Genomic DNA, 22,162 nt, shown 5'->3' with positions numbered 1-22,162 from the left:
GCCGGTCCAGTGCTCCCCGCCGACGCGGGGGTGGTCCGATCTGCTGGCCGCGCCAACGCCAGCACATCGCGTGCTCCCCGCCGACGCGGGGGTGGTCCGGTGAGCGCGTCATCACCGCGCATCGCTGCCATGTGCTCCCCGCCGACGCGGGGGTGGTCCGTCCGGCGGGGTGCTGCCCGGCTCGGTGTCGACGTGCTCCCCGCCGACGCGGGGGTGGTCCGGCGTGCAGGTCACGACTGGCCACCTTGCCCAGGTGCTCCCCGCCGACGCGGGGGTGGTCCGTTCAACAGCAAGGCGTTCGGCTCGTTGAACATGTGCTCCCCGCCGACGCGGGGGTGGTCCGGAGGCGAAGCGCCGCCGCGAGGCGCCGATGCCGTGCTCCCCGCCGACGCGGGGGTGGTCCGTGACCGGGCCCGAACCGGCGATGCCGGTCCTCGTGCTCCCCGCCGACGCGGGGGTGGTCCGCTCGACGCCGCCGCGGCCGCCGAGCGCATCCGGTGCTCCCCGCGGACGCGGGGGTGGTCCGATCACGCAGATGTCGATCGCCATCCGCCGCACGTGCTCCCCGCCGACGCGGGGGTGGTCCGGACATGTGGGCCTGATTACCGGCGGAGCCCGCGTGCTCCCCGCCGACGGGGGGTCCGATCGGGGTTCGATTCCTCGTGGGGGTACTGCTGTGCTCCCCGCCGACGCGGGGGTGGTCCGCCGCAGGAGCGCGAGGCCTTCCTCGCCGCGTGGTGCTCCTCGCCGACGCGGGGGTGGTCCGGCCTCAGTGGCGTTCCTGTGCGCGGCCGGCTGGTACTCCCCGCCGACGCGAGGGTGGTCCCGAGGCCCTGAAGTTCCTCCACCTGATCGCGATGTGCTCCCCGCCGACGCGGGGGTGGTCCGGAATCCGAGGGAGCGGTACACCTCTTGCACTCGTGCTTCCCGCCAGCGCGGGGGGTGATCCGCTCTGCCGTTCAGCCTGTCGAGGGATGGCAGACTGCGCTCGGCAGCATACGGGTGGGACCCCGGTTATCGAAATCGGCGATCCGCCGGATACTTGGGCCTCCACCGCCACTCCATGACCGCATCGCCGAAGGGCAGCGCCTCTACGACGCCCAAGTCTTCCGTCTCGAAAACCTCGCCGCTCCGGCCGCCGGGCACGCGTCATGCTGCGGCATAGGCGAGACGGAACAGGTCATGGGCGCGCTCCAGGTCCCGCTCGGTGCGCAGTTGGACCTCCAGGTCACCGGTCCCGTGGTGGCCCAGGCCCCTCATGTCCCGGGTGAAGCCGGGGACGAGGTCGACCCGCGCCGGATCGAGGCGCAGGTAGATCAGCAGCTTGGTCTGCTGCGGCCGCAGCACGCAGGCGAAGTTCCGCAGCCGCCGGTAGGCCGCGTACTGCCGGCGTTGCACCCTTGCCACCCCCTCTCCCACGCCCAGGAGGGCCCCATCCAGCGCCGAGGCGAGCCCCGCCATGGCCCCAGCCGGCCCCCGATGCACCCGCCTCACGTCCGGCCCCCGGCGTGCCCGGCGGGGCTCCACGGTGCCAGTGGTCGAGGCGACCGTCTCCAGAGCGAACAGGCCCGGTCCGTAGAAGCGGTAGCGCAGCAAGTCGATGCTGCGCCGCTGCTCGCGCACGGCATGCGCGTCGTAGCGGGTGAAGTCACCGGCGACGCAGATCAGCCGGGGCGCACTCCATAGCACCCGGGCGGCGGCTGCCGCCCCGAGTCGGTCGCGGACCAGCTGGTCGAAGGCGCCACGGTGGGCGGTGAGCCAGGCCAGGTAGAACAGGCCCTGGGTGATCACTCCCGGATCGGTGCCGCGCTTGTACTCGATCACCACCGGAGCACCGTTCTCATCCAGGCCCAGCGAGTCGATCCGGCCGCCCTCGCCGCAGTCGATGACGAACTCGCTCGCCAGGAATCGCACCCCGAGCATCGACTCCATGTTGGCCTCGACGAGGCGCTGGACGTCCACCTCAAGGTCGGCGAGCCGCGGCTCGATCTCATCCACCTCGCCCAGCAGGCTGAACAGCTTCAGGCCCGGCACCGTCCCCTCCCGATCTCCGCGACGCGGCTCACCAACGTGCCAGGACCGGCGAATATTTCGTCGCTGAAGCACCAAAGGGTCGAGAGCGAACCCGTCCCGCATACGTCCCACAAGCTGACTGACGGAGCATCAGATGCATGTGAACGCGCAGGTCAACTGCCTTGCCTCCAGGACGAGTCGAGTGCCTTCTAAGCACCTGCCCTGTCGTATGCGTCGCCAGGCGTCCCAGCGGATTCTCCAGACCACACATCGCCTCACTTGTGTCGGGCCTGGGCATCTCGCAGCGGCGACACTTGATCCTGGCCGTCCGGCGATGCCGAAGTTCGAGTACCTCCAGTTCAGGGCCTGCCCCGGCGGCACCCGCGACACATTGGGATGTCGTCGTAGCGGTACACGGAAGCCGGTTCGCTAGCGCAGCGAATACAGGGTCGGATCTGATGAGGCCAGCAACCCAACTGGCGAGCAATGGCGCGCTTGTCAGCGGGGGTTAGCGCCGCGAACCACGCGGGGAGCTTAGGGCGGTCGAGGGTGAAGGCCAGCGCCTGCGCAGGGTGGTCGAGGATGGGGCGGGGGCCGCCCAGGGTGTATTCGTCACGCCCGTAAGGGCAGGTGCCGTCCTCTGGAGCTTCTTCGTCGAAGCCGATCGGGTCTTCGTCGTCCCGGTCGCTTTCGGTGGACTCAGCCTCTTCGCACTCCCCTACGAGTGCAACGAATTCCTCGCGCTCGTGCTGCAGGGCCAAGACATGGCTGCCCTGACGCGGGGAAACTGGCGAGGGGATTCGGACCGGAACGATCTCGTGTTCGGCGATTGCCGGTACAAGGCGATCGAGACCGATATCGGGTTGCGGAGGGATGCACTGCGTGGGGTGCATGAACGCCACATGATGCCCCCAGCAGTACAGCGGAGAGGTACCGCTGTGATGACGGTCGGGGCAGGCGCGTTCAGCACCTGGAGTGCAGTGCCAGGTCTGCAGTCTCCGGTAGCCGCCGCGGACCAGAAGTGCGCGGCCGCGCTCCACGTCGTGCCAGCCCATCTTGTCGATCCGAGCCCAGTTCACCTTGTCGATGAGCGGGGCATCCGCAGCAACCACGACCCACACGGGGAGTCGGCCGACCCGGCGGGCACTGCGGTCGCGAGTGCGGGCGCTCTCCCCGCGAATATTCTTGATCTGAGGCTCCCAGTCGTATTCGTCCCCCTCGGGACCTCGGACCAGGACGTCGGCCCGGGTGCTGCCGTCGGAGCTGAACACTTCGGTGTCCGCCCACAGGCCGCAATTGGTCGCGGCAAGGGCAATCCGCCGCTTGACCGCCTTGTGGAGGTCCGATTCCTCGGCGGTAGCGCGGTGAGTGACGGGGAGATGGGCAGCAGCGAGGATGCGGGTGCCGTCGCGGCGACGGGCTCTTCGGATGCCGACCCAGGGTCCTTTGCCCGCCGCTACGGAGTTGCACCGGCCCCTCTCGTGGCACTCCCAGCACATGAGCATGCGCCGATCGCGCTCGCCCACGGGGGTTGTTATCTCTTCGAGCAGGTCAGGAAGCTCAGGATGCCCGAGGTCGGGAAAGCTCAGGTTGATCTTCAGCTCGCGGATGGCATGCCAGACGATGTTCGCCACACGTCCTCCACCACATGCGCAGTCACTATGAGGTGATAGGTGCCCAAACAGTGTGGCAGGCCGAGGAGTTGGACGCGAGGCGTCCCGACTTCGCAGCCGTGACGCCAGCCCCCTCGGCGCGATGCGGCTATCCGGTCGGGGCCGAGACCGGGGCCGGCGATTAGATCGCGTGAGCACGAAAAGTCCGGCGCCCCAGAGGCGTCGGCCCGAGTCAGCCGAGGATCTCCGGAGGCATCGTGACGCCGCGGCTGCCGCGTTGGGCCTGCTCATCGCCAGCGCCCAGCCCGGCTTTCATTGCCTGACGCCTCGTCAGAACGAGCGTCAAATGAGCGTCACAAGCGTCATTTCAGCGTCAAGATATCGCCCGTAACGCCCAAAAGGCGCATCATGCACATCGACAAAAGTGCAGATCAGGAGCCTTCCCTCGCAGGCTCCAGCACCGCCACGCACTCGAAGTGGTGCGTCATCGAGAACACGTCGAAAGATCCACCAGGACGCCTGAGCAGGTACCGGCCGGAGACGAGCCGCAGCTTGAAGGACCCTCGATACGCGCCATGCAAGAACGCCGAACACCCCACGGAGCGCGGAGCGAGGAAGCCGGCCTGGAGCACGCGCCTTGCCCGACCCCAGAACCGGCCCTGATGACCAGGCCAGGAGGTACCTACGCCGGGTTCTCAGCGTCGCGCATGCCGCCCCGACCTGAGATGTAGCACCCCCCGGGAGGTCCCCGGCGGGACCATTCGCCACCTGCGGACACCACAGGCAGCTCTACCATCCGGCACCATGTGGCGGCAGGCTGCCGAGATCCCCCAAAGCCCAGCTCAGCGCCATGATCGGCACCATGATCACCGCCACACGATCGCCACACGACACCCGGAGACAGGCCGAAATGGGCAGCAAAACCCAGATGGATCAGCATCAGCCGCAGAACTGGAAAAGGGCTCCCGACCTGCACAGAAGCAGATCAGGAGCCCTTCGCGATCCAGGCGGCGGACGAGTCGACCTATACGCCGGGTTCTGTCGCCGCTGGGGCTCGGGCTGCGTTCGCTCTCGGCGGGGCGCTTGGTTCAGCCCGGGTACTGGGTGAGGCCGCGGGGGAGGTAGGCGCCGTGGCCGGGGTGGCCGGTGTAGGTGTGGTTGGTGATGACGGGGATGCCTCGGGAGAGGACGGTGTGGACGGCGCCGGTGATCTTCTTGCCCTCGTAGGGGGAGTAGTCGACGTTCATGTGGTGGGTGGAGGCGGAGAGGGTCTGCGTGGCGGCCGGGTCGTAGATGACGAGGTCGGCGTCGGAGCCGGGGGCGATGGTGCCCTTGCGGGGGTAGAGGCCGAACATGCGGGCCGGGGCGGCGCAGGCGAGCTCGATCCAGCGGCGGCGGGTGAGGTGGCCCTCGACCACGGCCTGGTGGAGGAGGTCCATGCGGTTCTCCACGCCGGGCATGCCGTTGGGGATCTTGGAGAAGTCGCCGCGGCCCAGCTCCTTCTGGCCCTTGAAGCAGAAGGGGCAGTGGTCGGTGGAGACCACCTGGAGGTCGTTGGTGCGGAGGGACTTCCACAGGGCGGCTTGGTGTTCGCGCGGGCGCAGCGGGGTGGAGCAGACGTACTTGGCGCCCTCGAAGTTCGGCTCGGCGAGGTTGTCGGTGGAGAGGAAGAGGTACTGGGGGCAGGTCTCGCCGTAGACGGGGAGGCCGTCGTCGCGGGCGCGGGCGATCTCGGCGACGGCCTCCTGCGCGGAGACGTGGACGACGTAGACCGGGGCGCCGGCCACCTGGGCGAGGCGGATGACGCGGTGGGTGGCCTCGGCTTCGAGAAGTGCCTTGCGGACCTCGCCGTGGTAGCGCGGATCGGTCTCGCCGCGCGCCAGGGCCTGCTCGACGAGGACGTCGATGGCCAGACCGTTCTCGGCGTGGGTCATCACCAACCCGCCGTTGCCGGCCGCCCGTTGCATCGCGCGCAGGATCTGGCCGTCGTCGGAATAGAAGACGTCAGGATAAGCACAGAACAGTTTGAAGGAGGTGAGGCCTTCCTCGACCAAGCGGTCCATCTCCTTGAGGGAGGACTCGTTGACATCCGACATGATCATGTGGAAGCCGTAGTCGATCGCGCAGCGGCCGTTGGCCTTCTCGTGCCAGGCGTCCAGGCCCTGGCGGAGTGAGCCGCCCTTGGACTGGATGGCGAAATCGATGACGGTGGTCGTGCCGCCCCAAGCCGCGGCCTGGGTGCCCGTCTCGAAGGTGTCGGAGGCGTAGGTGCCGCCGAAGGGCATCTCCATGTGGGTGTGGCCGTCCACGCCGCCCGGGATGACGTACTTGTCGCTCGCGTCGATGACGTGGTCGGCGTCCCACTGCTGGCTGCCGGGCGTGGCCAGGGCGGCCACCCGGCCGTTCTCGATGAGGACGTCGGCGTGGAGTTCGTCGGCGGCGGTGATCACCAGGCCGTGGGTGATCAGGGTGCGGGTCATGGCCGATACCCCCTTCGTCTCAGCTTCGCGGCGTGTTCGGGCAGGGCATCTGGGCGACATGAGCGCTGGTCAGCGCGCCGATTCGGGAGAATGACCCAGGGGTACGTCGACCAGCAAAACCCTTGAACGAGGTCACGCCCTGCTCCACGAGGGCGTCCATCTCCTTGAGGGAGGACTCGTCGACGTCGGACATGATCATGTGGAAGCCGTAGTCGACGGAGCAGCGGCCGTCCGCCTTCTCCAGCCAGGCGTCCAGTCCGCGCTGGAGGGAGCTGCCCTTGGGCTGGATGGCGAAGTCCACGATGGTGGTGGTGCCCCCCCAGGCCGCGGCCCGGGTTCCGGTCTCGAAGGTGTCGGAGGCGAAGGTGCCGCCGAACGGCATCTCCATGTGGGTGTGGGCGTCCACGCCGCCCGGGATGACGTACTTGTCGGTCGCGTCGATGACGTGGTCGGCGTTCCACTGCTGGCTGCCGGCCGAGGCCAGGGCGACCACCCGGCCGCCCTCGATGAGGACGTCGACGTGCAGCTCATCGGCGGCGGTGATCACCAGTCCGCCGGTGACGGCGGTGCGGGAGGCGGGCGCGGGAAGGGGCATGACGGGCCGTCACTCCTCGGTGGGCGGACGGGAGTCGGAGACCCGGCGGAGGGCCCGGACCAGCAGGTCCGCCCCCTCCCCGGCCTCCGCCTCGGTGAGCGAGAGCGGTGGGGCGATGCGCAGGGCGTCGCCGCGGCGGCCACCGCGGCCGATCAGCAGGCCCAGGTCGCGGGCCTCCTCCAGGGTGCGGGCGGCGGCCTCGCCGTCGGTGAGCTCGACGCCGATCATCAGGCCCCGGCCGCGGACGTCGGTCACCACCGGGAGTCCGGCGGCGGCCGTGCGGAGCCGGCTGATCAGGTGCCCGCCGACCCGGCGGGCGTTGCCCTGGAGGTCGTGGGCCAGCAGGTGGTCGAGGTTGGCCAGGGCGCCGGCGGTGGTGACCGGGGAGCCGCCGAAGGTGGAGATGGAGTTGGCGCCGAGGCCGTCCATCAGCTCGGCCCTGCCGACCACCCCGCCGATGGAGAGGCCGTTGCCGAGCCCCTTGGCGAAGGTGAGGAGGTCCGGGGGCCCGGCGGCGGCGTGCGCCTGCCAGCCCCAGAAGTGCTCGCCGGTACGGCCCCACCCGGTCTGCACCTCGTCGGTGATCCACAGGATGCCGTGCCGGTCGAGCACCCGCTTGAAGGCGGCGAGGAGGCCGTCCGGCGGCTGGGTGAAGCCGCCGACGCCCTGGATCGGCTCGGCGATCAGGGCGGCGACCGTCCCCTCGGCCTGGCCGAGGATGTCCTCCAGGTCGGCGGTGCAGGCCTCGATGAACTCGGCGTCGGAGAGGGCGGCGAAGGGGCCGCGGTGCCGTACGCCGCCGTGCACCCACAGGGTCTGCAGCGGGGAGAGGCTGGTCGGGGACCAGGCGGTGTTGCCGGTGATGCCGATCGTCGAGAACGACCGGCCGTGGTAGCTGTTGCGGAGGGCCAGGATCTGGTTCGAGCGGCGGTGGGTGGTGGCGAGGAGGAGGGCCGCGTCGTTGGCCTCGGTGCCGGAGGTGGTGAAGAAGACCTTGGCGTCGGGGATGCCGGAGAGCTCGGCGATCCGCTCGGCCAGCTCGACCATGGGCGTGGAGAGGTAGAGGGTCGAGGTGTGGATGATCCGGCCGGCCTGCTCGGCGACCGCCTTGGTCACCTCGGGGAGGGCGTGGGCGGTCATGGTGGTCAGGATGCCGCCGAAGAAGTCCAGGTAGCGGCGGCCCTCGGCGTCCCAGACGTGCCGGCCCTCGCCTCGGACCAGCTCGATCGGGCTCTGGTAGTAGAGGGACAGCCAGCTGGGCGTCACCGCCCGGTGGCGGGCCAGGAGTTCGGCCTGCGGGCCGCTGCCGGGGTGGCGGTCGCTGCCGGGACTGCGGTCGCTGCCGGGGGGGCGGTCGCTGCCGAGGTGGCGGTCGCTTTCGGCCATCGCGCGGGCTCCTCTCAGGCCTGGGTGAGGGGCCCGTAGGCGTCCGGGCGGCGGTCGCGGTAGAAGGCCCACTGGTGCCGGACCTCTTCCAGGAGGCCGAGGTCCAGGTCGCGGACGATCAGCTCCTCCTCCTTGTCCGAGCCGACCTCGCCGACGAACTGGCCGCGCGGGTCGACGAAGTACGAGGTGCCGTAGAAGTCGTCGTCCCCGTACTCCTCGACGCCGACCCGGTTGATGGCGGCGACGAAGTACTCGTTGGCGACGGCGGCCGCCGGCTGCTCCAGCTGCCAGAGGTAGGCGGAGAGGCCGCGGGAGGTCGCGGAGGGGTTGAAGACGATCTGCGCCCCGGCCAGGCCGAGCGCCCGCCAGCCCTCCGGGAAGTGCCGGTCGTAGCAGATGTACACGCCGACCCGGCCGACGGCGGTGTCGAAGACCGGGAAGCCGAGGTTGCCGGGGCGGAAGTAGAACTTCTCCCAGAAGCCGTGCACCTGGGGCAGGTGGTGCTTGCGGTACTTGCCCAGGTAGCTGCCGTCGGCGTCGATGACGGCGGCGGTGTTGTAGTAGATCCCGTCCTGCCCGGCCTCCGCCTCGTAGACCGGGACCACCATCACCATCCGCAGCTCGCGGGCGAGTTCGCGCATCCGGGAGACCGTGGGGCCGTCCGGGACCGCCTCCGCCCAGCGGTAGTGCTCGGGGTCCTGCACCTGGCAGAAGTAGGGGGCGTTGAAGACCTCCTGGAAGCCGATGATCCGGGCGCCCTGGGCGGCTGCCTCGCGCGCGTGCCGCTCATGGGCGTCCACCATCGACGCGGTGTCCCCGGTCCACTTCGCCTGCACGATCGCGGCTCGAACGATCCGCTCTGCGGGCTCCTGCGCTGCGGCCATCTGCACTGACCTCCCGTGATCCTCCGCGCCTCGGAGCTTCGAGCTTCGCGCCCGGCGGAGTCCGCCGCAAGACGGCGTGCCGGGACCGTTCGGGTGGTGCTTCGGCGACCTGGAACCGGGCCGACACTTCTGCCCGTCTGGGCGACTGACGTATCGTCGGACCACTGCCCGGGCGCGGCCGTCCGTCGACCGGGCGATTCCGAGGGGAGCGGGGATGGGGACACCGGCGGATCCGCGGCAGATCGCCCACCAGGTCATCGGCCAGATGTTCGCGGGCGGCGAGGGGCGGCTGCGCGAGATCGCCGCCGAGATCGACCGGCTGGCCAAGGAGACCGAGGACCAGGGCGCCCAGATCGACCAGGCCCTGGACCGGCTGACCTGGCGGGGCGCGGCGGCGGACGCCTTCATCGCCCATGAGCGGGCCCGGGTGAACGAGATCTACCGCACCGCGCAGGACATGGAGGCGCTGGCGCAGACCGTGAGCCGGCTGGCCGACGCGTACTGACGGGCGCTCAGAAGCGCAGAAGCGCCGTGGAGAAGGGGAGGGACGGGGGGATGACCACCGCCCAGGGGGAGTTCCAGGTCCAGCTGACCGAGCTGGACGAGATGGCGGCGGTGCTGGAGACGGCCGGTGCCCGGATGGCGGAGATCCACCAGCGGTTGCGGCAGGCCGACGCCGCGCTGGCGGCCGGCGCCGCCCGCCCGGTGGACCCGACCGCGGTGACCGGTCCTCCGCAGGAGGTGGCGACGGTCGCCGGGCAGGTGCGCTCCGACGTTTCGGCGACCGCCCAGCGCTCGCACCAGGTGACCGCCGAACACGCCGCCCTCTCCCCCGAGTTGGCCGAGGACGCCGGGAAGCTGCAGGCGACCAGGGACGCCTACGCCGAGGCCGAGGGGCGGGCAAAGGGCGGCCTCCCGGGCGGCGGCCTCCCGCCGGGCGGCCCGGGCGGACCGAGCGGACCGGGCGGCCCGACCGGACCGGTCCCCCACCCGGGCGAGAGCGACGCCCAGGCGATCGCGCCGGACCAGGTCTCCTACCGCGACAAGGGCGCCTGGCCCTCCGGGGAAGCGGCCTGCCGGCAGTACGTGGACCAGGCGCTGGACACGATGGGCATCACCGACCCGCAGGCGCGGGCCAACTGGGAGCAGGGGATGGTGACCATCATGTCCCGCGAGTCGGCCTACAACTCCCCCGGCTTCCAGGTGAACGAGGGCGACAGCAACGCCCATGGCGCGCCGATGGCGGACGGCTCCCCGGCGAACTGCTCCCGGGGCGCCTGCCAGACCGTCCCGGCCACCTTCGCCCGCTACCACCAGCCGGGGACCTCCACGGAGATCTACGACCCGGTGGCCAACACGGCGGCGGCGATGAACTACTGCATGGGCACGTACCAGGTCCGCAAGGACGGCTCCAACCTCGCCCAGAACGTCCAGCAGGCCGACCCGAACCGGCCGCCGCACGGGTACTGAGCCCGGGGCGCGGGCTCCGGCTAACGGCCGTCCGGGGGCCGGCCCCTCGCGGGGGCGCCCTTCGCGGGGGCGCCCTTCGCGGGGGCGCCCTTCGCAGTCTTGCCCCTCGCGGGGCCACCGTTCGTGGTCCCGCCCTTCGCAAGCCGGCCGCCCGCAGACCCGGCGCGCCCGCAGACCCGGCGTCCGCAGACCCGGCGCCCGCAGACCCGGCGCCCGCAGACCCGGTGCCCGCTGCCCAGGCGTCCGCTGGTCAGGCGTCCGAAGTCCCGCCAGTCCCGGCGTCCGAAGCCCCGCCGCCCGCCCAGAGGGAGCGGACCAGCGCCCGTACCGAGAGGGTGAAGAGGGCGTCCTCGTCCAGCGGGGCGGCCAGCGCCGCCGCCAGGCCGGGGTCGCCGGTGGCCTCCGGCGTCCACAACTCCGGTTCCCCGGGCCGCTGTTCGGGTGCCCGCTCGCGCGCCCTCCCGACCAGCACATGGCCGATCACCTGCACCTGTACGGCGCGCACCGCCTCCGCCGCGCGCTGCCCGCGCAGCCCGGCGGCGTGCGCCTCCTCGGCCAGCGCCCGCTGGGCGGGCAGCATCATCAGCTCGGTCAGCCCGCGCTCGTGGACCAGGGCGATCAGATGCGGGTGGCCGAGGAGTTCGCGGCGCAGCGCGTGGGCGATCGACTCGGCGCGCTCGGCGGGGGTCCGCCCGCGCGCCCGGATCATCCCCAGCTCCCGTACCGTCCGGGCGACCAGCTCGTCCAGCAGCGCCTCGCGGTTGCCGACGTGCCAGTAGATGGCGGTGACCGCGGTGCCCAGCTCGGCGGCGAGGGCGCGCATGGTGAGCGCGGCCACCCCGTCCCGGCGCACCAGCGCGGCGGCGGCGTCGAGGACGGCGTCCCGGGTGAGCGGTGACTCCCGGGGTGCCCGCCGCGTCGTCGCCATGCGAGAAGTATGGACCCTTCGCGGAATCCGCTGTAACCCTGTTACATGAAACGGATCCGATATTCAGCGCGAAGCGAAGAGGAGCTCGCGGCGGCCCGCACCGGGGGCCCGCTGCCGGACATCTGGTCCACCGGGGTGGCCGCCGTCTGGGAGACCGACCCGGACGCCGTCGCCGCCGTCCTGCCGCCCCCGCTCAAGCCGGACGAGCACGCCCTGGTCCGGCTGAACATCAGCCAGGTCGACCTCCTCGGCCACCCGCTGGGGGCGGGGTCGGTCTCGGTCAGCGCCCGGCACGGGGACCGGGCCGGCTGGTACGCCCTGGTGATGCCGATGAGCACCGAGCGGGCACTGGTCTCCGGACGCGAGGTGTTCGGCGAGCCGAAGAAGCTCGGCGAGGTCACCGTCGAGCGGGACGGCGACCGGGTGCTGGCCAGGATGGTCCGGCACGGGATCGCCTTCACCGAGGTGGACGCCCGGGTGAGCGAGGAGCTGCCGCTCCCGCCCGAGAGCGAGTCGCTGGCCTTCTACTTCAAGGTGCTGCCCGCGGTGGACGGCGACGGCACCGACGGCGACCCGCTGCTGGTGCACTGCCTCCGCCGGGAGCGCGTCCGCCGGCTGGAGCGGCTCACCGGAGAGGTGATCCTCCGCGAGTCGGCCTACGACCCGGTCGCGGACCTGCCGGTACGCCGGCTGCGCGAGCTGACCGTCGGCGAGAAGACCTCCGACCAGCGCGGCCGGGTCGCCGAGCGGGTCAGCGCCCAGGCCCTCCTCCCCTACCTCCACCAGCGCTACGACGACCCGCGGCAGATCACCGACGCTCCCCCCGGGCCGGCGAACGGCGGTGCCGCCTGATGGAGCTGACGAGGGATCAGGTCGCCGTGGTGACCGGCGCCGCCGGCGGGATCGGGCTGGCCATGGCCCGCCGGTTCGCCGGCGAGGGCCTCCGGGTGGTGCTCGCCGACGTCGAGGAACCCGCGCTGGACAAGGCGGTGGCCGGCATCCGCGAGGAGGGCGGCACCGCCGTCGGCGTGCCCACCGACGTCTCCGAGCCGGAGTCGGTCCGGGCCCTGGCCGACGCCGCCTACCGCGCCTATGGCGCGGTGCACGTGGTCTGCAACAACGCCGGGGTCGGCTCCGGCGCCGAGGGCCGGATGTGGGAGCACGACCCGCAGGACTGGCGCTGGGCCTTCGCGGTCAACGTGTGGGGCGTCTTCCACGGCATCCAGGCCTTCGTGCCCCGGATGCTGGCGGCCGGCACCCCCGGCCACATCGTCAACACCTCCTCCGGGGACGGCGGGATCGCCCCACTGCCCACCGCCTCGGTGTACGCCGTGACCAAGTCGGCGGTGGTGACCATCACCGAGTCGCTCTACGCCCATCTGCGGGCCGAGCGGGCGCCGATCGGCGCCTCCGTCCTCTTCCCCGGCCCGCACATGCTGCGCACCGGCCTCTGGGAGTCCCACCGCAACCGCCCCGAGAGGTATGCCAAGTCCCGGCCCCGGCGCACCCCTTACCGCTCCCTGGACCAGTGGGAGTCGGCGATGCGGGCGGCCGGCCAGGAGGTCGAGTTCACCCCGGTCGAGGACGTCGCCGACGAGGTGTGGCGCGGGATCGCCGCCGACCGCTTCTGGATGCTGCCGCCGAGCGAGCACAGCGACCGGCAGATCCGGGCCCGCGCGCAGTCCATGCTCGACCGGTCCGCCCCGTCCTACCTGGAGCATTTCGTCCTCGACGAGGACGACGACGCTGACGACAGCGAGAGGAGCTGACGTACCGTCATGCCCGATGAGACCGAGGACCGCTATCTGATCGTCTCCTCCGACTGCCACGCCGGCCTGCCCACCGAGCGGTACCGGCCCTATCTGGAGTCCCGCTACCACCGGCAGTTCGACGAGTTCCTCGTCGAGGCGCGGTCCAGGATCGAGGAGTCCACCCGTCTCGGCGTCCGCAACGACGCCTTCGCCGCCAAGTGGTTCGAGGAGAACGCCGAGGGCCTCCGCGGCGGCTGGGACGCGACCCAGCGCGACAAGGAGCTGGACGGCGACGGGGTCGCCGCCGAGGTGGTCTTCCCGGACGCGGACGCGGTGGACTCCTCCACCGCCGCCCCCTTCGGCGTCGGCCTCGGCCTCTCCGGCGACCAGGACCCGGAGCTGGGCCTCGCCGGGGCCCGCGCCCACAACCGCTGGCTGGCCGAGTTCATCGCCGACGGCCCCAGCCCGCACCGCCGTTGCGGGGTCGCGCTGCTGCCGATCACCGGCGAGCCGGACGCCGTGGTGGCCGAGGTGCGGCGGGCGCACGCGGAGGGGCTGCGGGCGGTGATGATCCCCTCCATGTGGGTGGGCCGGGAGCCGTACCACTCCCGCCGCTACGACCCGGTGTGGGCGGTGCTGGAGGAGCTGCGGATGCCGGCCTGCACCCACTCCGGCGCGGCCCCCCGCCACGAGTACGGTGACTTCCTCGGGATCTATGTGACGGAAGTGACCTGGTGGCCCTTCCGGCCGCTCTGGTTCCTGCTGTGGTCGGGGGTCTTCGAGCGCTTCCCCGGGCTGCGCTTCGGGGTGGCCGAGTCCGGCTGCTGGCAGCTGCCCAACCTGCTGTGGTTCATGGACCGGCTCTACCTGGGCGCGCACGGCGGCAAGAAGCTCAGCCCGTTCGCCGAGCTGTCGATGGCCCCCAGCGCGTACGTGGACCGCAACTTCTTCGTGGCCGCCACCAACACCAAGCGGCGCGAGCTGGCCCACCGGTACGAGATCGGGGTGGGCAACATCTGCTGGGGCAGCGACTACCCCCACCCGGAGGGCACCTGGCCGCGCACCCGGGAGTGGCTGCGCACCACCTTCCACGACGTCCCGATCGCCGAGACCCGCCGGATGCTGGGCGAGTCCGCGGCCGAGGTCTTCGGTTTCGACACGGCCGCGCTGGCGCCCGTCGCCGGACGGATCGGGCCGACCCCGGCCGAACTCGGCCAGCCCGCCGACCAGTCGGCGGTCGAGGCCGCCTGGGCGCCGGCCCGCGAGGTCGGCCGGCACTGGCTGACCGGCCACGACTTCCCGTTCATCGGCACCGCCGCCCCCACCGAGGGGAGGACCCTCTGATGGCCGGCCCGCGGAACGGCCGCCGGGAGGACCGCGGTGAGCACCGCCGGGAGCGCTACACGGTCATCTCCGCCGACTGCCACGCCGGCGCCGACCTCCTGGACTACCGCCCCTACCTCCCCGCCCGTCTCCACGAGGAGTTCGACGCCTGGGCGGCCGGCTACGTCAACCCCTTCGCTGACCTGGTCGCCCCCGAGGCCGACCGCAACTGGGACTCCCCGCGCCGGCTGGCCGAGCTGGAGGCGGACGGGGTCGCCGCCGAGGTGATCTTCCCGAACACCGTGCCACCGTTCTTCCCGTCCGCCTCGCTCAGCGCCCCGCCGCCCACCGGCGCCCGGGAGTTCGAGCTGCGCTGGGCCGGGCTGGAGGCGCACAACCGCTGGCTGGCCGACTTCTGCGGGCTGGCCCCGGGCCGCCGGGCGGGGGTCTGCCAGATCCTCCTCGGGGACGCCGAGCGGGCCGCCGCCGAGATCCGGCGGGCGCACCGCGCCGGGCTCTTCGGCGGGGTGCTGCTGCCCGGCGTGCCGCCCAACTCCCCCGTACCGGAGCTGCATTCGGCCGAGCACGACCCGATCTGGGCGGTCTGCGCGGAGCTCGGCGCCCCGGTCAACCACCACGCCGGCTCGGCCGGGCCGGGCCTCGGGGAGACCGCGGCCTCCCGGGCCGTGTTCATGGTGGAGACCACCTGGTTCTCCCACCGGGCGCTGTGGCACCTGGTCTTCGGCGGGGCGTTCCGGCGCTTCCCGGAGCTGAGGCTGGTACTCACCGAGCAGGGCTCCGGCTGGATCCCCGGGGTGCTGGACATGCTGGAGTACTACCACTCCCGGCTGACCCGGGCAGCCACCGGGGCGGCGACCGCCGAGGCCAAGTTCGGGGCCGGCCTGGCCGAGGCGGTGGGCGGCTCCCCGCGGGAGTACTGGGAGCGGAACTGCTACGTGGGAGCCAGCTTCATGCGCGCCCACGAGGTGCCGCTGCGCGACCGGATCGGCCTGTCCAAGCTGATGTGGGGCAGCGACTACCCCCACGACGAGGGGGTCTACCCGTACACCACGGAGGCCCTCCGGGCCGCGTACGCCGGGTTGCCGGAGGACGAGGTGGCGGCGATGGTCGGCGGCAACGCGGCCCGGGTCTACGGGTTCGACCTGGCCGCCCTGGACGCGACGGCGGCCGGGATCGGGCCGCTGGTGGAGGAGGTCGCCCGCCCGCTGGACGCGCCGCCGCCGGACGCCACCAGCCCGGTCTTCGCGCCGGGCGGGCAGGTCCGGGTCTGGTGAGCGAACGGCGGGAGACCGGCGGGAGGCCGTGGCGGTAACGGTGGGTGACCGAATATGAGGAAAGCCAGAGTCGCACAGGAACCAGGTCGGCATACGTTGTGATGACGGCGTCTCGGGCGATTCGTCCGGTTTCCGGATGCGATTCTGAGCCCGTGACGGCTGCCTCCTCACCTCCGGCTCCCCATCCCGACCACGGCCCCGCGCCGCGCGGCCGGCCCGCCAGGGCCGACGCCGCGTCCCGGCCCGCGCCGCTGGGATCCCCGGAACCGGCCCCGGGCCCCGCGCGGGCCCGCGCCCCGCCGCGGCCGCCGCCCTGCGCGGGACACTGTCCGAGCTCGGCCGCCGCACCCTGCCCGCCGTACGGGCGGCCCTTCCCGCCGTCGCGCTGTACGCGGCGGTGCGGGCGGTCGGCGTGCTGGTGATCGTCGCCTGGGGCGCGGCCGCCCACCGCAACGGCGTCCACGCCCTCGCCCACGCCTGGGACGCCGCCTGGTACCAGGACATCGCCGTCCACGGCTACGCCCACACCCTGATCTCCCCGCTCCCGGGGCACCACCACGGCAAGTACACCAACCTGGCGTTCTTCCCGGTCTACCCACTGCTGATCAAGGCCGCCCACACGGTGCTCTTCTTCCTGCCGGTCGGCGCGGCCGCACTGCTGGTGGCCTGGCTGAGCTCGCTGGCCGCCGCGGCCGGGATCCTCTCCGCGGTCGCCGCCCGCTACGGCCGGCGGACCGCTCTCTACACCACCCTGCTGTGGGGTGCGGCACCGTACGCGGTCGTCGAATCCATGGCCTACAGCGAGCCGCTCTTCACCGCCTTCGCGGCGTGGGCGCTGTGGGCGCTGCTGCGCAGGCGCTGGCTGACCGCCGGGGTGCTGGCGGGGCTGGCGGGGCTGACCCGGCCGACCGGGGTCGCGGTGGCGGCGGCGGTGATCGTCGCCGCCGGGGCGCATCTGTACCTGAGCCGGCGGGCCGGGGCCCGGCCGCAGTCCCGACCGCTGTCCCGGCCCTGGCCCTGGCGGCCGGTCGCCGCCGCGGCGCTGTCCCCGCTCGGCTGGGTCGGCTTCATCGTCTGGACCGGCGCGGTGCTCCACCGCTGGGACGGCTACTTCCGGGTGCAGGACCTGTGGGGGTCCAAGTTCGACTTCGGGATGGAGACCGGCCATGCGCTGCGGGTGATGGTGACCACCCCGAAGGAGCTCTACCTCACCACCCCGGTCACCGCCTGCATCCTCCTCGGCTCGGTGCTGCTGCTGGTGATCGGCGTGATCCAGCGCCAGCCGCTGCCGTTCCTGGCCTACTCGGCGGTGCTACTGCTGATCTCCCTCGGGGACGCGGCGCACTTCGCCTCCCGGGACCGCTTCCTGCTGCCCGGCTTCCCGCTGATGATCCCGATGGCGGTGGCCCTGGCGAAGGTCCGCTCGCGCGGCTCCAGGGCCGCGGTGCTGGCCGCCTCCGCGGGGGCCTCCGCCCTCTACGGCGGCTACCTGGTCTTCGTCTCGCTGACGGCGCCGTAGCCGGTCGCACCGGTGGCCGACGGGCCCCGGCCGCCGGCGGCCCGGCTCAGAGGTCCAGGTCGACGACGACCGGGGCGTGATCCGAGGTGCCCTTGCCCTTGCGCGCCTCGCGGTCGACATAGGCGTCCGAGACCGCGGACCGGAACGCGGGGTTGCCGTAGACCAGGTCGATCCGCATCCCGTTGTTCTTGGGGAAGGCCAGCTGGCGGTAGTCCCAGAAGGTGTACGGGCGGTCGTACTTGAGGGCGCGCGGGTAGACGTCCTCCAGCCCGGTGGCGCGCAGCGCGGCCAGCGCCTCGCGCTCGGCCGGGGTGACGTGGGTGGCGCCCACGAAGAGCGACGGGTCCCAGACGTCCTCGTCGGTCGGGGCCACGTTGTAGTCGCCGAGGACGGCGAACGGCCTGGAGCCGGCCGCGTCCTCGGCGGCGGCGTCCCGCAGGGCGCCCAGCCACTTCAACTTGTAGGCGTAGTGGGCGTGGTCGACCTCGCGCCCGTTCGGCACGTACACCGACCAGGCGCGCACCGGGCCGCAGGTGGCGGCGATCGCCCGCGGTTCCAGGACCTCCAGCATGGCGTCCTCGGCGAGGAAGCCGGGCTGGCCCGGGAGGTCGCGGACGACGTCCTCGACGCCGATCCGGGAGAGGATCGCCACGCCGTTCCACCGGCCGGTGCCGTGCGCGGCCGCCTGGTACCCGGCGGCCTCCACGGCCTCGTACGGGAAGGCCTCGGTGGAGCACTTCAGCTCCTGGAGGCAGACCACGTCCGGTGCGGCGGAGCTCAGCCACTCCAGCAGCTTGGGCAGCCGCGCGGTCACGGAGTTGATGTTCCAGGTGGCGATGCGGACGGTCACGGCTCGGCTTCCGGTTTCTGTGACGGGGCGGGACGCGGGCGGGTCGACTCCCCCGAATGTACCCGGTGGGTACGACAACGCGGAGGAGTCGGCCCCGGCCCGCCCCGCCGCTATCCGGCCGGCCGCACCACCGCCGCCGAGCCGCCGCCCCGGCGCACCGGCTCGGCGGCGGCCTGGTAGCCGGCCCCGAGCCCCGGCCTGGACGACTCCGGGCCCGGCAGCGCCTGGATCCCGGTGGCCGCGCCGATCTCGGCCGGCGCGTTGAAGGTCTCGCCGAGCGCCTTCAGCCCGGCCGCGTAGGGCTGGTCGAGGAAGGCCTGCTCGACGTCGGTCCCGCCGTTGGCCGAGTTGCGCTGGCTGGCCCGCGGGGCCGCGATGGCGTCCTCCAGGCTCAGCCCCCGGTCGATGTGGCCGAGGAGGATCTGCAGCACGGTGGTGATGATGGTGGCCCCGCCCGGCGAGCCGGTGGCGAAGTCGAATCTCCCGTGGTCCAGCACGATGGTCGGCGAGATCGAGGAGCGCGGCCGCTTCCCCGCGGCCGGCAGGTTGGGATCCGGCACCCCGGCGACCAGCGGCACGAAGTCGAAGTCGGTCAGCTCGTTGTTGAGGAGGAAGCCGCGCCCGGGGACCACCATGGCGTTGCCGCCGGTCTGCTCGATGGTCAGGGTGTACTCGACGACGTTCCCCCAACGGTCGGCGACCGTCATGTTGGTGGTGTTGGTGCCCTCGTAGCCGGTGGGCACGGCCCTGGACGCGCCGGCGGACGGGCAGCCGCTGCCGCCGTACGGGTCGCCGGGCGCGACCGGGCCGCTCGGCGAGCTGGTCGGCGAGATCAGGCAGTACCGGCTGTCCGCGAACTGAGGGGACGTCAACTGCCGGGTGGGGACGTTCTCGTAGGCCGGGTCGCCGACCCAGCGGTTGCGGTCGGCGAAGGCCAGCCGGGTGGACTCCAGGAAGTCGTGGAGGTACTGGGTCTGCGAGGCGTCCTTGAGGTCGAAGTGCTGGAGGATGTCGAGCGCCTCGCCGGTGGTGGTGCCGCCGGAGGAGGACGGGGCGATGCCGTAGACGTCCAGGCCGCGGTAGTTCTCGTGGGTCGGCGCCTGCCGCTTCACCGCGTACCCGGCCAGGTCGGAGACGGCCAGTCTGCCGGGGCGGACGGTGAGCGGGGTGCCCGGCGTGGTCTGCGGATGCTGGACGGTGGCGGCCACGTCTCGCCCGATGTCCCCGCCGTACAGCGCGCCGATCCCCGCGCTGCCGATCTCGTCGTAGGTGCGGGCCAGGTCGGGGTTGCGCAGCACGCTGCCCACGGCCGGGGGCCGGCCGCCGGGCAGATAGATCTTCGCGGTGGCCGGGAAGGCCGCGAACCGGGTCTGGTTCTGGGCGACCTGGTCATGGAAGGTCTGGTCGACGGTGAAGCCCGAGCGGGCGATCCGCTCGGCCGGGCGGAAGAGCTGCCCGAGCGGGCGGGTGCCCCACTGCCGCAGGGCGTCGCTCCAGGTGGCCAGCGAGCCGGGGACGCCGGTGGAGAGGCCGCTGGTGACGGCGTCGGCGAAGGGGAGCGGCTTGCCGTTCTCGACGAAGAGGTTCTGGTCGTCGGCGGCGGGGGCGGTCTCCCGTCCGTCGATCGTGGAGACCTTCCCGGTACGGGCGTTGTAGTAGGTGAAGTACCCGCCGCCGCCGATCCCGGAGGAGAACGGCTCGGTGACGCCGAGGGCGGCGGCGGTGGCGACGGCGGCGTCCACCGCGTTGCCGCCCTCCCGCAGCACCTGGATCCCGGCCGCGGTGGCGTCCGCGTCGACGCTGGCCACGGCGCCGCCGTAACCGGTGGCCACGGGGGTCTTCGGAAGAGCGGTGCCGGCGGGGGTGCCGGCCGCGGCGGACGGGCCGGCGGCCGCCGTCCCCGCCAGGCTCGCCAGCAGCGCGCCGGCGGCGGCCAGCGCGAGGCTTCTCGAACCGGGGTGGCGCCTGGGGTGTTTCAGGTGGTTCAGGGGCATGTCCGGACCTCCTGGAGCGCGGTGGCGCGCGTCTGACACCGGGTCAACGGTCCATTACGTCACGCTCACCCCGTCGACCACAACGCCCCCGCAGGACCTGCCCGGCGCCCCGAGGCGTTCAGCGCAGCCGGGAGCCGCCGGAGGCGTTCGGCTTCGGCTTCGGCGGGTCCTGCGGCTTCTCGGGGAGGTCGTGCACCGCCACCACCCTGCTGCCGGCGGCCGCCCGCGCCCGCCGGGCCCGGACCAGCTGGATCAGCAGCGGCGCCGCGGAGACCACCACCACGGCGGCCACGATCGGCAGCAGGTACCGGTCCACGCCGGGCACCGAGGTGCCCAGGTAGTAGCCGGCCAGCACCAGGCTCTGGCTCCAGGCCAGGGTGCCGACCGCCTGCCACAGCAGATACGTGCGCGCGGGCACCTCCAGGATCCCCGCGACCGGCCCCAGCACGGTCCGGGCCAGCGGCACGAACTTGCCCAGCACGATGGCCTTGCCGAACCCGTAGCGGGAGAGCAGCCGCTCGGCCCGGGCGACGCCCTCGCCGAGCTGGCGGCTGTGGCTCCTGGCCAGCAGCGGCCGGCCGCCGCGCCGGCCGATCTCGTAGCCGACCTGGCCGCCGAGGAAGGAGCCGACCGCCGCGGAGGCCAGCACCTCCCAGAGCGACAACTGCCCCCCGGCGCAGAGCACTCCGGCCGGGAAGATCAGGGTGTCCCCGGGCAGCAGGAAGCCGACGACCAGCAGCCCGGACTCGGCGAAGGTCACGACCAGCACGCCGAGCGCCCCGAAGGCGGCGAGTACCGAGCCGCCGCTCATGGGGTCGACGGCAAGGTTGGAGAACATGGCGGGGGATCCGATCTGTGCGCACGACAAAGCGCCGTCCCCCGGGATCTTTCTACCGCATGACTATGAACGCCCGCTCACCGGGCGGCAGTTCCCGTCCGGCCCGACGTTCTCCGGCTCAGGAGGAGGGCCGTCCGTAGCGGTGGGCGAACCGGGGGTCGGTCTCCCACCAGGGCCGGGCCAGGCCCTGCTGCGCGGGCGGCTCGGGCTCGGGCTCGCCCAGGGCGACGGCCGCGGCGGCGGCCCGCGCGGTCTCCGCGGCCTCGGCCGCCTCCGCCTCGTCCAGCTGCCGGTCCACCTCGGCGGTCCTGGTCCGCTCCTCGCGGACCACCCGGACGATCAGCGCGGCCAGGAACGGCAGCCCGGCGATGTCGCCGAGGCCCCAGAGGGTGGCGCCGCCCCACTTCACGTCGTCCACCGGGTCCATCCCCCAGGGCCGGTAGAGGTGGGCGAAGTGGTGCGAGCCGAAGACCATCACGAAGCCGAGCGCCGCGTCCGCGATCACCTCGCCCACCGTCACCAGGATGGAGAAGAGCGGGTGGTAGTGCTTCGCCACCGGGTCGATCTGCAGCCGGGGCCAGAAGTAGACCATCCCGAGGAGGACGAAGCCGAGATGGAACAGGGTGTCGGCGGCGCCGCCGCGGAGCGCCGCCGCGTACCAGCCGGTGAAGTAGAACAGCCACGGCGGGAGCATCAGCACCACCGTGGAGACCAGCGGGAACATCAGGAACTGCGAGACCGGGCTGCGCAGCGCGCCGGTGATCCAGCGCTCCCCGCGCGAGCCCGGGCCGCAGGCGGCGACCAGCAGGCCGACCGGGCCGCCCATGGCCAGCAGCAGCGGGACGATCATCAGCAGGGTGACCGCCTGCACCGCCCGGTCGGTGAAGAGCACCCGCTCGTACACGCCGAGGCCGGAGCAGGTGGTGAAGACCCAGAGCGCCAGCCCGCCGAGGAAGGCCGCGGTCTTCCCGGGCGCCCACGCGCCCGCCCCCCGGCGCCGGGCCCGCGCCACCCCGTACAGGTACGCCGCCGCGGCGAGCACCGCGACGGCGACCACCGCGGGCTCGAACTGCCAGCTGGTGAAGACCCGCCCGAGCGTCCACTCCGGCGGGCCGGCGTACGTCGCGGCGGCCAGCGGCTGCGGCATGGTGTTGGTTCCTTTCGTCCCGACCGCGGACGATTCTCCTCCTCGCCGGCGCCGCGAACGGCACCGCCCCCGCCGG

General features: G+C 72.7%; 17 protein-coding genes, 1 pseudogene and 1 CRISPR repeat array (1 of these 19 running past the window's edge). Of the genes and pseudogenes, 7 read left to right on the top strand and 11 right to left on the bottom strand.

The window, feature by feature from the left end; all coding sequences use genetic code 11:
- A CRISPR array of direct repeats spans window positions 1–587; the repeat unit is 29 nt; unit sequence GTGCTCCCCGCCGACGCGGGGGTGGTCCG (it extends 1,272 nt beyond the left edge of the window).
- Window positions 588–1,149: 562 nt separating this feature from the next.
- From BS73_RS30160 to BS73_RS30130, 6 genes and pseudogenes are all read right to left on the bottom strand, one after another.
- Window positions 1,150–2,034 (bottom strand): DUF5655 domain-containing protein, encoded by an 885-nt coding sequence (locus tag BS73_RS30160; protein WP_037577620.1) that lies wholly within the window; start codon window positions 2,032–2,034, stop codon window positions 1,150–1,152.
- Window positions 2,035–2,372: 338 nt separating this feature from the next.
- The gene (locus BS73_RS30155) at window positions 2,373–3,647 is read right to left on the bottom strand and encodes a hypothetical protein (protein WP_037577619.1); all 1,275 of its coding nucleotides are present in this window, start codon (window positions 3,645–3,647) and stop codon (window positions 2,373–2,375) included.
- Window positions 3,648–4,714: 1,067 nt separating this feature from the next.
- On the bottom strand, window positions 4,715–6,106 hold the full coding sequence (gene hydA / locus BS73_RS30145) for a dihydropyrimidinase (RefSeq protein WP_037577617.1): 1,392 nt from the start codon (window positions 6,104–6,106) through the stop codon (window positions 4,715–4,717).
- Between the two features lie 88 nt (window positions 6,107–6,194).
- Window positions 6,195–6,701: pseudogene (locus BS73_RS30140) on the bottom strand (amidohydrolase family protein); the annotation flags it as partial.
- A 9-nt stretch (window positions 6,702–6,710) separates the two neighbouring features.
- A complete protein-coding gene (locus tag BS73_RS30135) occupies window positions 6,711–8,087 on the bottom strand; it encodes an aspartate aminotransferase family protein (RefSeq protein WP_084704457.1) in 1,377 nt (458 codons plus the stop codon).
- A gap of 14 nt (window positions 8,088–8,101) precedes the next feature.
- Window positions 8,102–8,971 (bottom strand): nitrilase-related carbon-nitrogen hydrolase, encoded by an 870-nt coding sequence (locus tag BS73_RS30130; RefSeq protein ID WP_037577616.1) that lies wholly within the window; start codon window positions 8,969–8,971, stop codon window positions 8,102–8,104.
- 214 nt (window positions 8,972–9,185) lie between these two features.
- On the opposite strand from BS73_RS30130, the gene BS73_RS30125 reads away from it, so the two are divergent.
- Both BS73_RS30125 and BS73_RS38990 read left to right on the top strand, forming a co-directional pair.
- Window positions 9,186–9,476, top strand: coding sequence for a hypothetical protein (locus BS73_RS30125; protein ID WP_051941144.1), 291 nt, complete (start codon window positions 9,186–9,188; stop codon window positions 9,474–9,476).
- A 50-nt stretch (window positions 9,477–9,526) separates the two neighbouring features.
- Entirely contained in the window at window positions 9,527–10,441 is a 915-nt protein-coding gene (locus tag BS73_RS38990; RefSeq protein ID WP_051941143.1) for a lysozyme family protein, read from the top strand.
- Between the two features lie 250 nt (window positions 10,442–10,691).
- Here the strand turns inward: BS73_RS38990 and BS73_RS35230 are convergent, their stop codons facing one another.
- Window positions 10,692–11,369, bottom strand: coding sequence for a TetR/AcrR family transcriptional regulator (locus tag BS73_RS35230; protein ID WP_051941142.1), 678 nt, complete (start codon window positions 11,367–11,369; stop codon window positions 10,692–10,694).
- Between the two features lie 45 nt (window positions 11,370–11,414).
- Between BS73_RS35230 and BS73_RS30110 the strand changes: the two genes are divergently transcribed.
- From BS73_RS30110 to BS73_RS38460, 5 genes are all read left to right on the top strand, one after another.
- A complete protein-coding gene (locus tag BS73_RS30110) occupies window positions 11,415–12,221 on the top strand; it encodes an acetoacetate decarboxylase family protein (RefSeq protein WP_037577615.1) in 807 nt (268 codons plus the stop codon).
- Window positions 12,221–13,138 (top strand): SDR family NAD(P)-dependent oxidoreductase, encoded by a 918-nt coding sequence (locus BS73_RS30105; protein ID WP_037577614.1) that lies wholly within the window; start codon window positions 12,221–12,223, stop codon window positions 13,136–13,138. Before BS73_RS30110 ends, BS73_RS30105 begins: the two co-directional genes overlap by 1 nt.
- Before the next feature lie 9 nt (window positions 13,139–13,147).
- The gene (locus tag BS73_RS30100; protein WP_037577613.1) at window positions 13,148–14,464 is read left to right on the top strand and encodes an amidohydrolase family protein; all 1,317 of its coding nucleotides are present in this window, start codon (window positions 13,148–13,150) and stop codon (window positions 14,462–14,464) included.
- Window positions 14,464–15,738: an amidohydrolase family protein gene (locus BS73_RS30095; RefSeq protein ID WP_051941141.1), complete on the top strand. Its 1,275-nt coding sequence runs from the start codon at window positions 14,464–14,466 to the stop codon at window positions 15,736–15,738. The genes BS73_RS30100 and BS73_RS30095 overlap by 1 nt, the downstream gene beginning before the upstream one ends.
- A gap of 412 nt (window positions 15,739–16,150) precedes the next feature.
- Entirely contained in the window at window positions 16,151–17,257 is a 1,107-nt protein-coding gene (locus tag BS73_RS38460; protein ID WP_161789719.1) for a mannosyltransferase family protein, read from the top strand.
- A gap of 46 nt (window positions 17,258–17,303) precedes the next feature.
- On the opposite strand, the gene BS73_RS30085 is transcribed toward BS73_RS38460, so the two are convergent.
- The 4 genes from BS73_RS30085 to BS73_RS30070 all read right to left on the bottom strand — a co-directional run bounded on the left by BS73_RS30085 (window position 17,304) and on the right by BS73_RS30070 (window position 22,086).
- Window positions 17,304–18,107, bottom strand: a complete 804-nt coding sequence (locus tag BS73_RS30085; RefSeq protein ID WP_037577611.1) for an exodeoxyribonuclease III — start codon at window positions 18,105–18,107, stop codon at window positions 17,304–17,306.
- A gap of 110 nt (window positions 18,108–18,217) precedes the next feature.
- The gene (ggt, locus tag BS73_RS30080; protein WP_051941139.1) at window positions 18,218–20,101 is read right to left on the bottom strand and encodes a gamma-glutamyltransferase; all 1,884 of its coding nucleotides are present in this window, start codon (window positions 20,099–20,101) and stop codon (window positions 18,218–18,220) included.
- A 118-nt stretch (window positions 20,102–20,219) separates the two neighbouring features.
- Window positions 20,220–20,939 carry a DedA family protein gene (locus BS73_RS30075; protein WP_063837091.1) on the bottom strand — a complete coding sequence of 240 codons (720 nt, stop codon included), beginning with the start codon at window positions 20,937–20,939 and terminating at the stop codon, window positions 20,220–20,222.
- A 118-nt stretch (window positions 20,940–21,057) separates the two neighbouring features.
- Window positions 21,058–22,086, bottom strand: a complete 1,029-nt coding sequence (locus BS73_RS30070; protein ID WP_051941138.1) for a cytochrome c oxidase assembly protein — start codon at window positions 22,084–22,086, stop codon at window positions 21,058–21,060.
- Window positions 22,087–22,162 lie beyond the last annotated feature (76 nt).

This window comes from Phaeacidiphilus oryzae TH49, assembly GCF_000744815.1.
Taxonomy (GTDB): Bacteria; Actinomycetota; Actinomycetes; order Streptomycetales; family Streptomycetaceae; genus Phaeacidiphilus; species Phaeacidiphilus oryzae.
The sequence above is the reverse complement of the archived record's forward strand: the minus strand, read 5'-3'. Positions and strand labels throughout refer to the sequence as shown.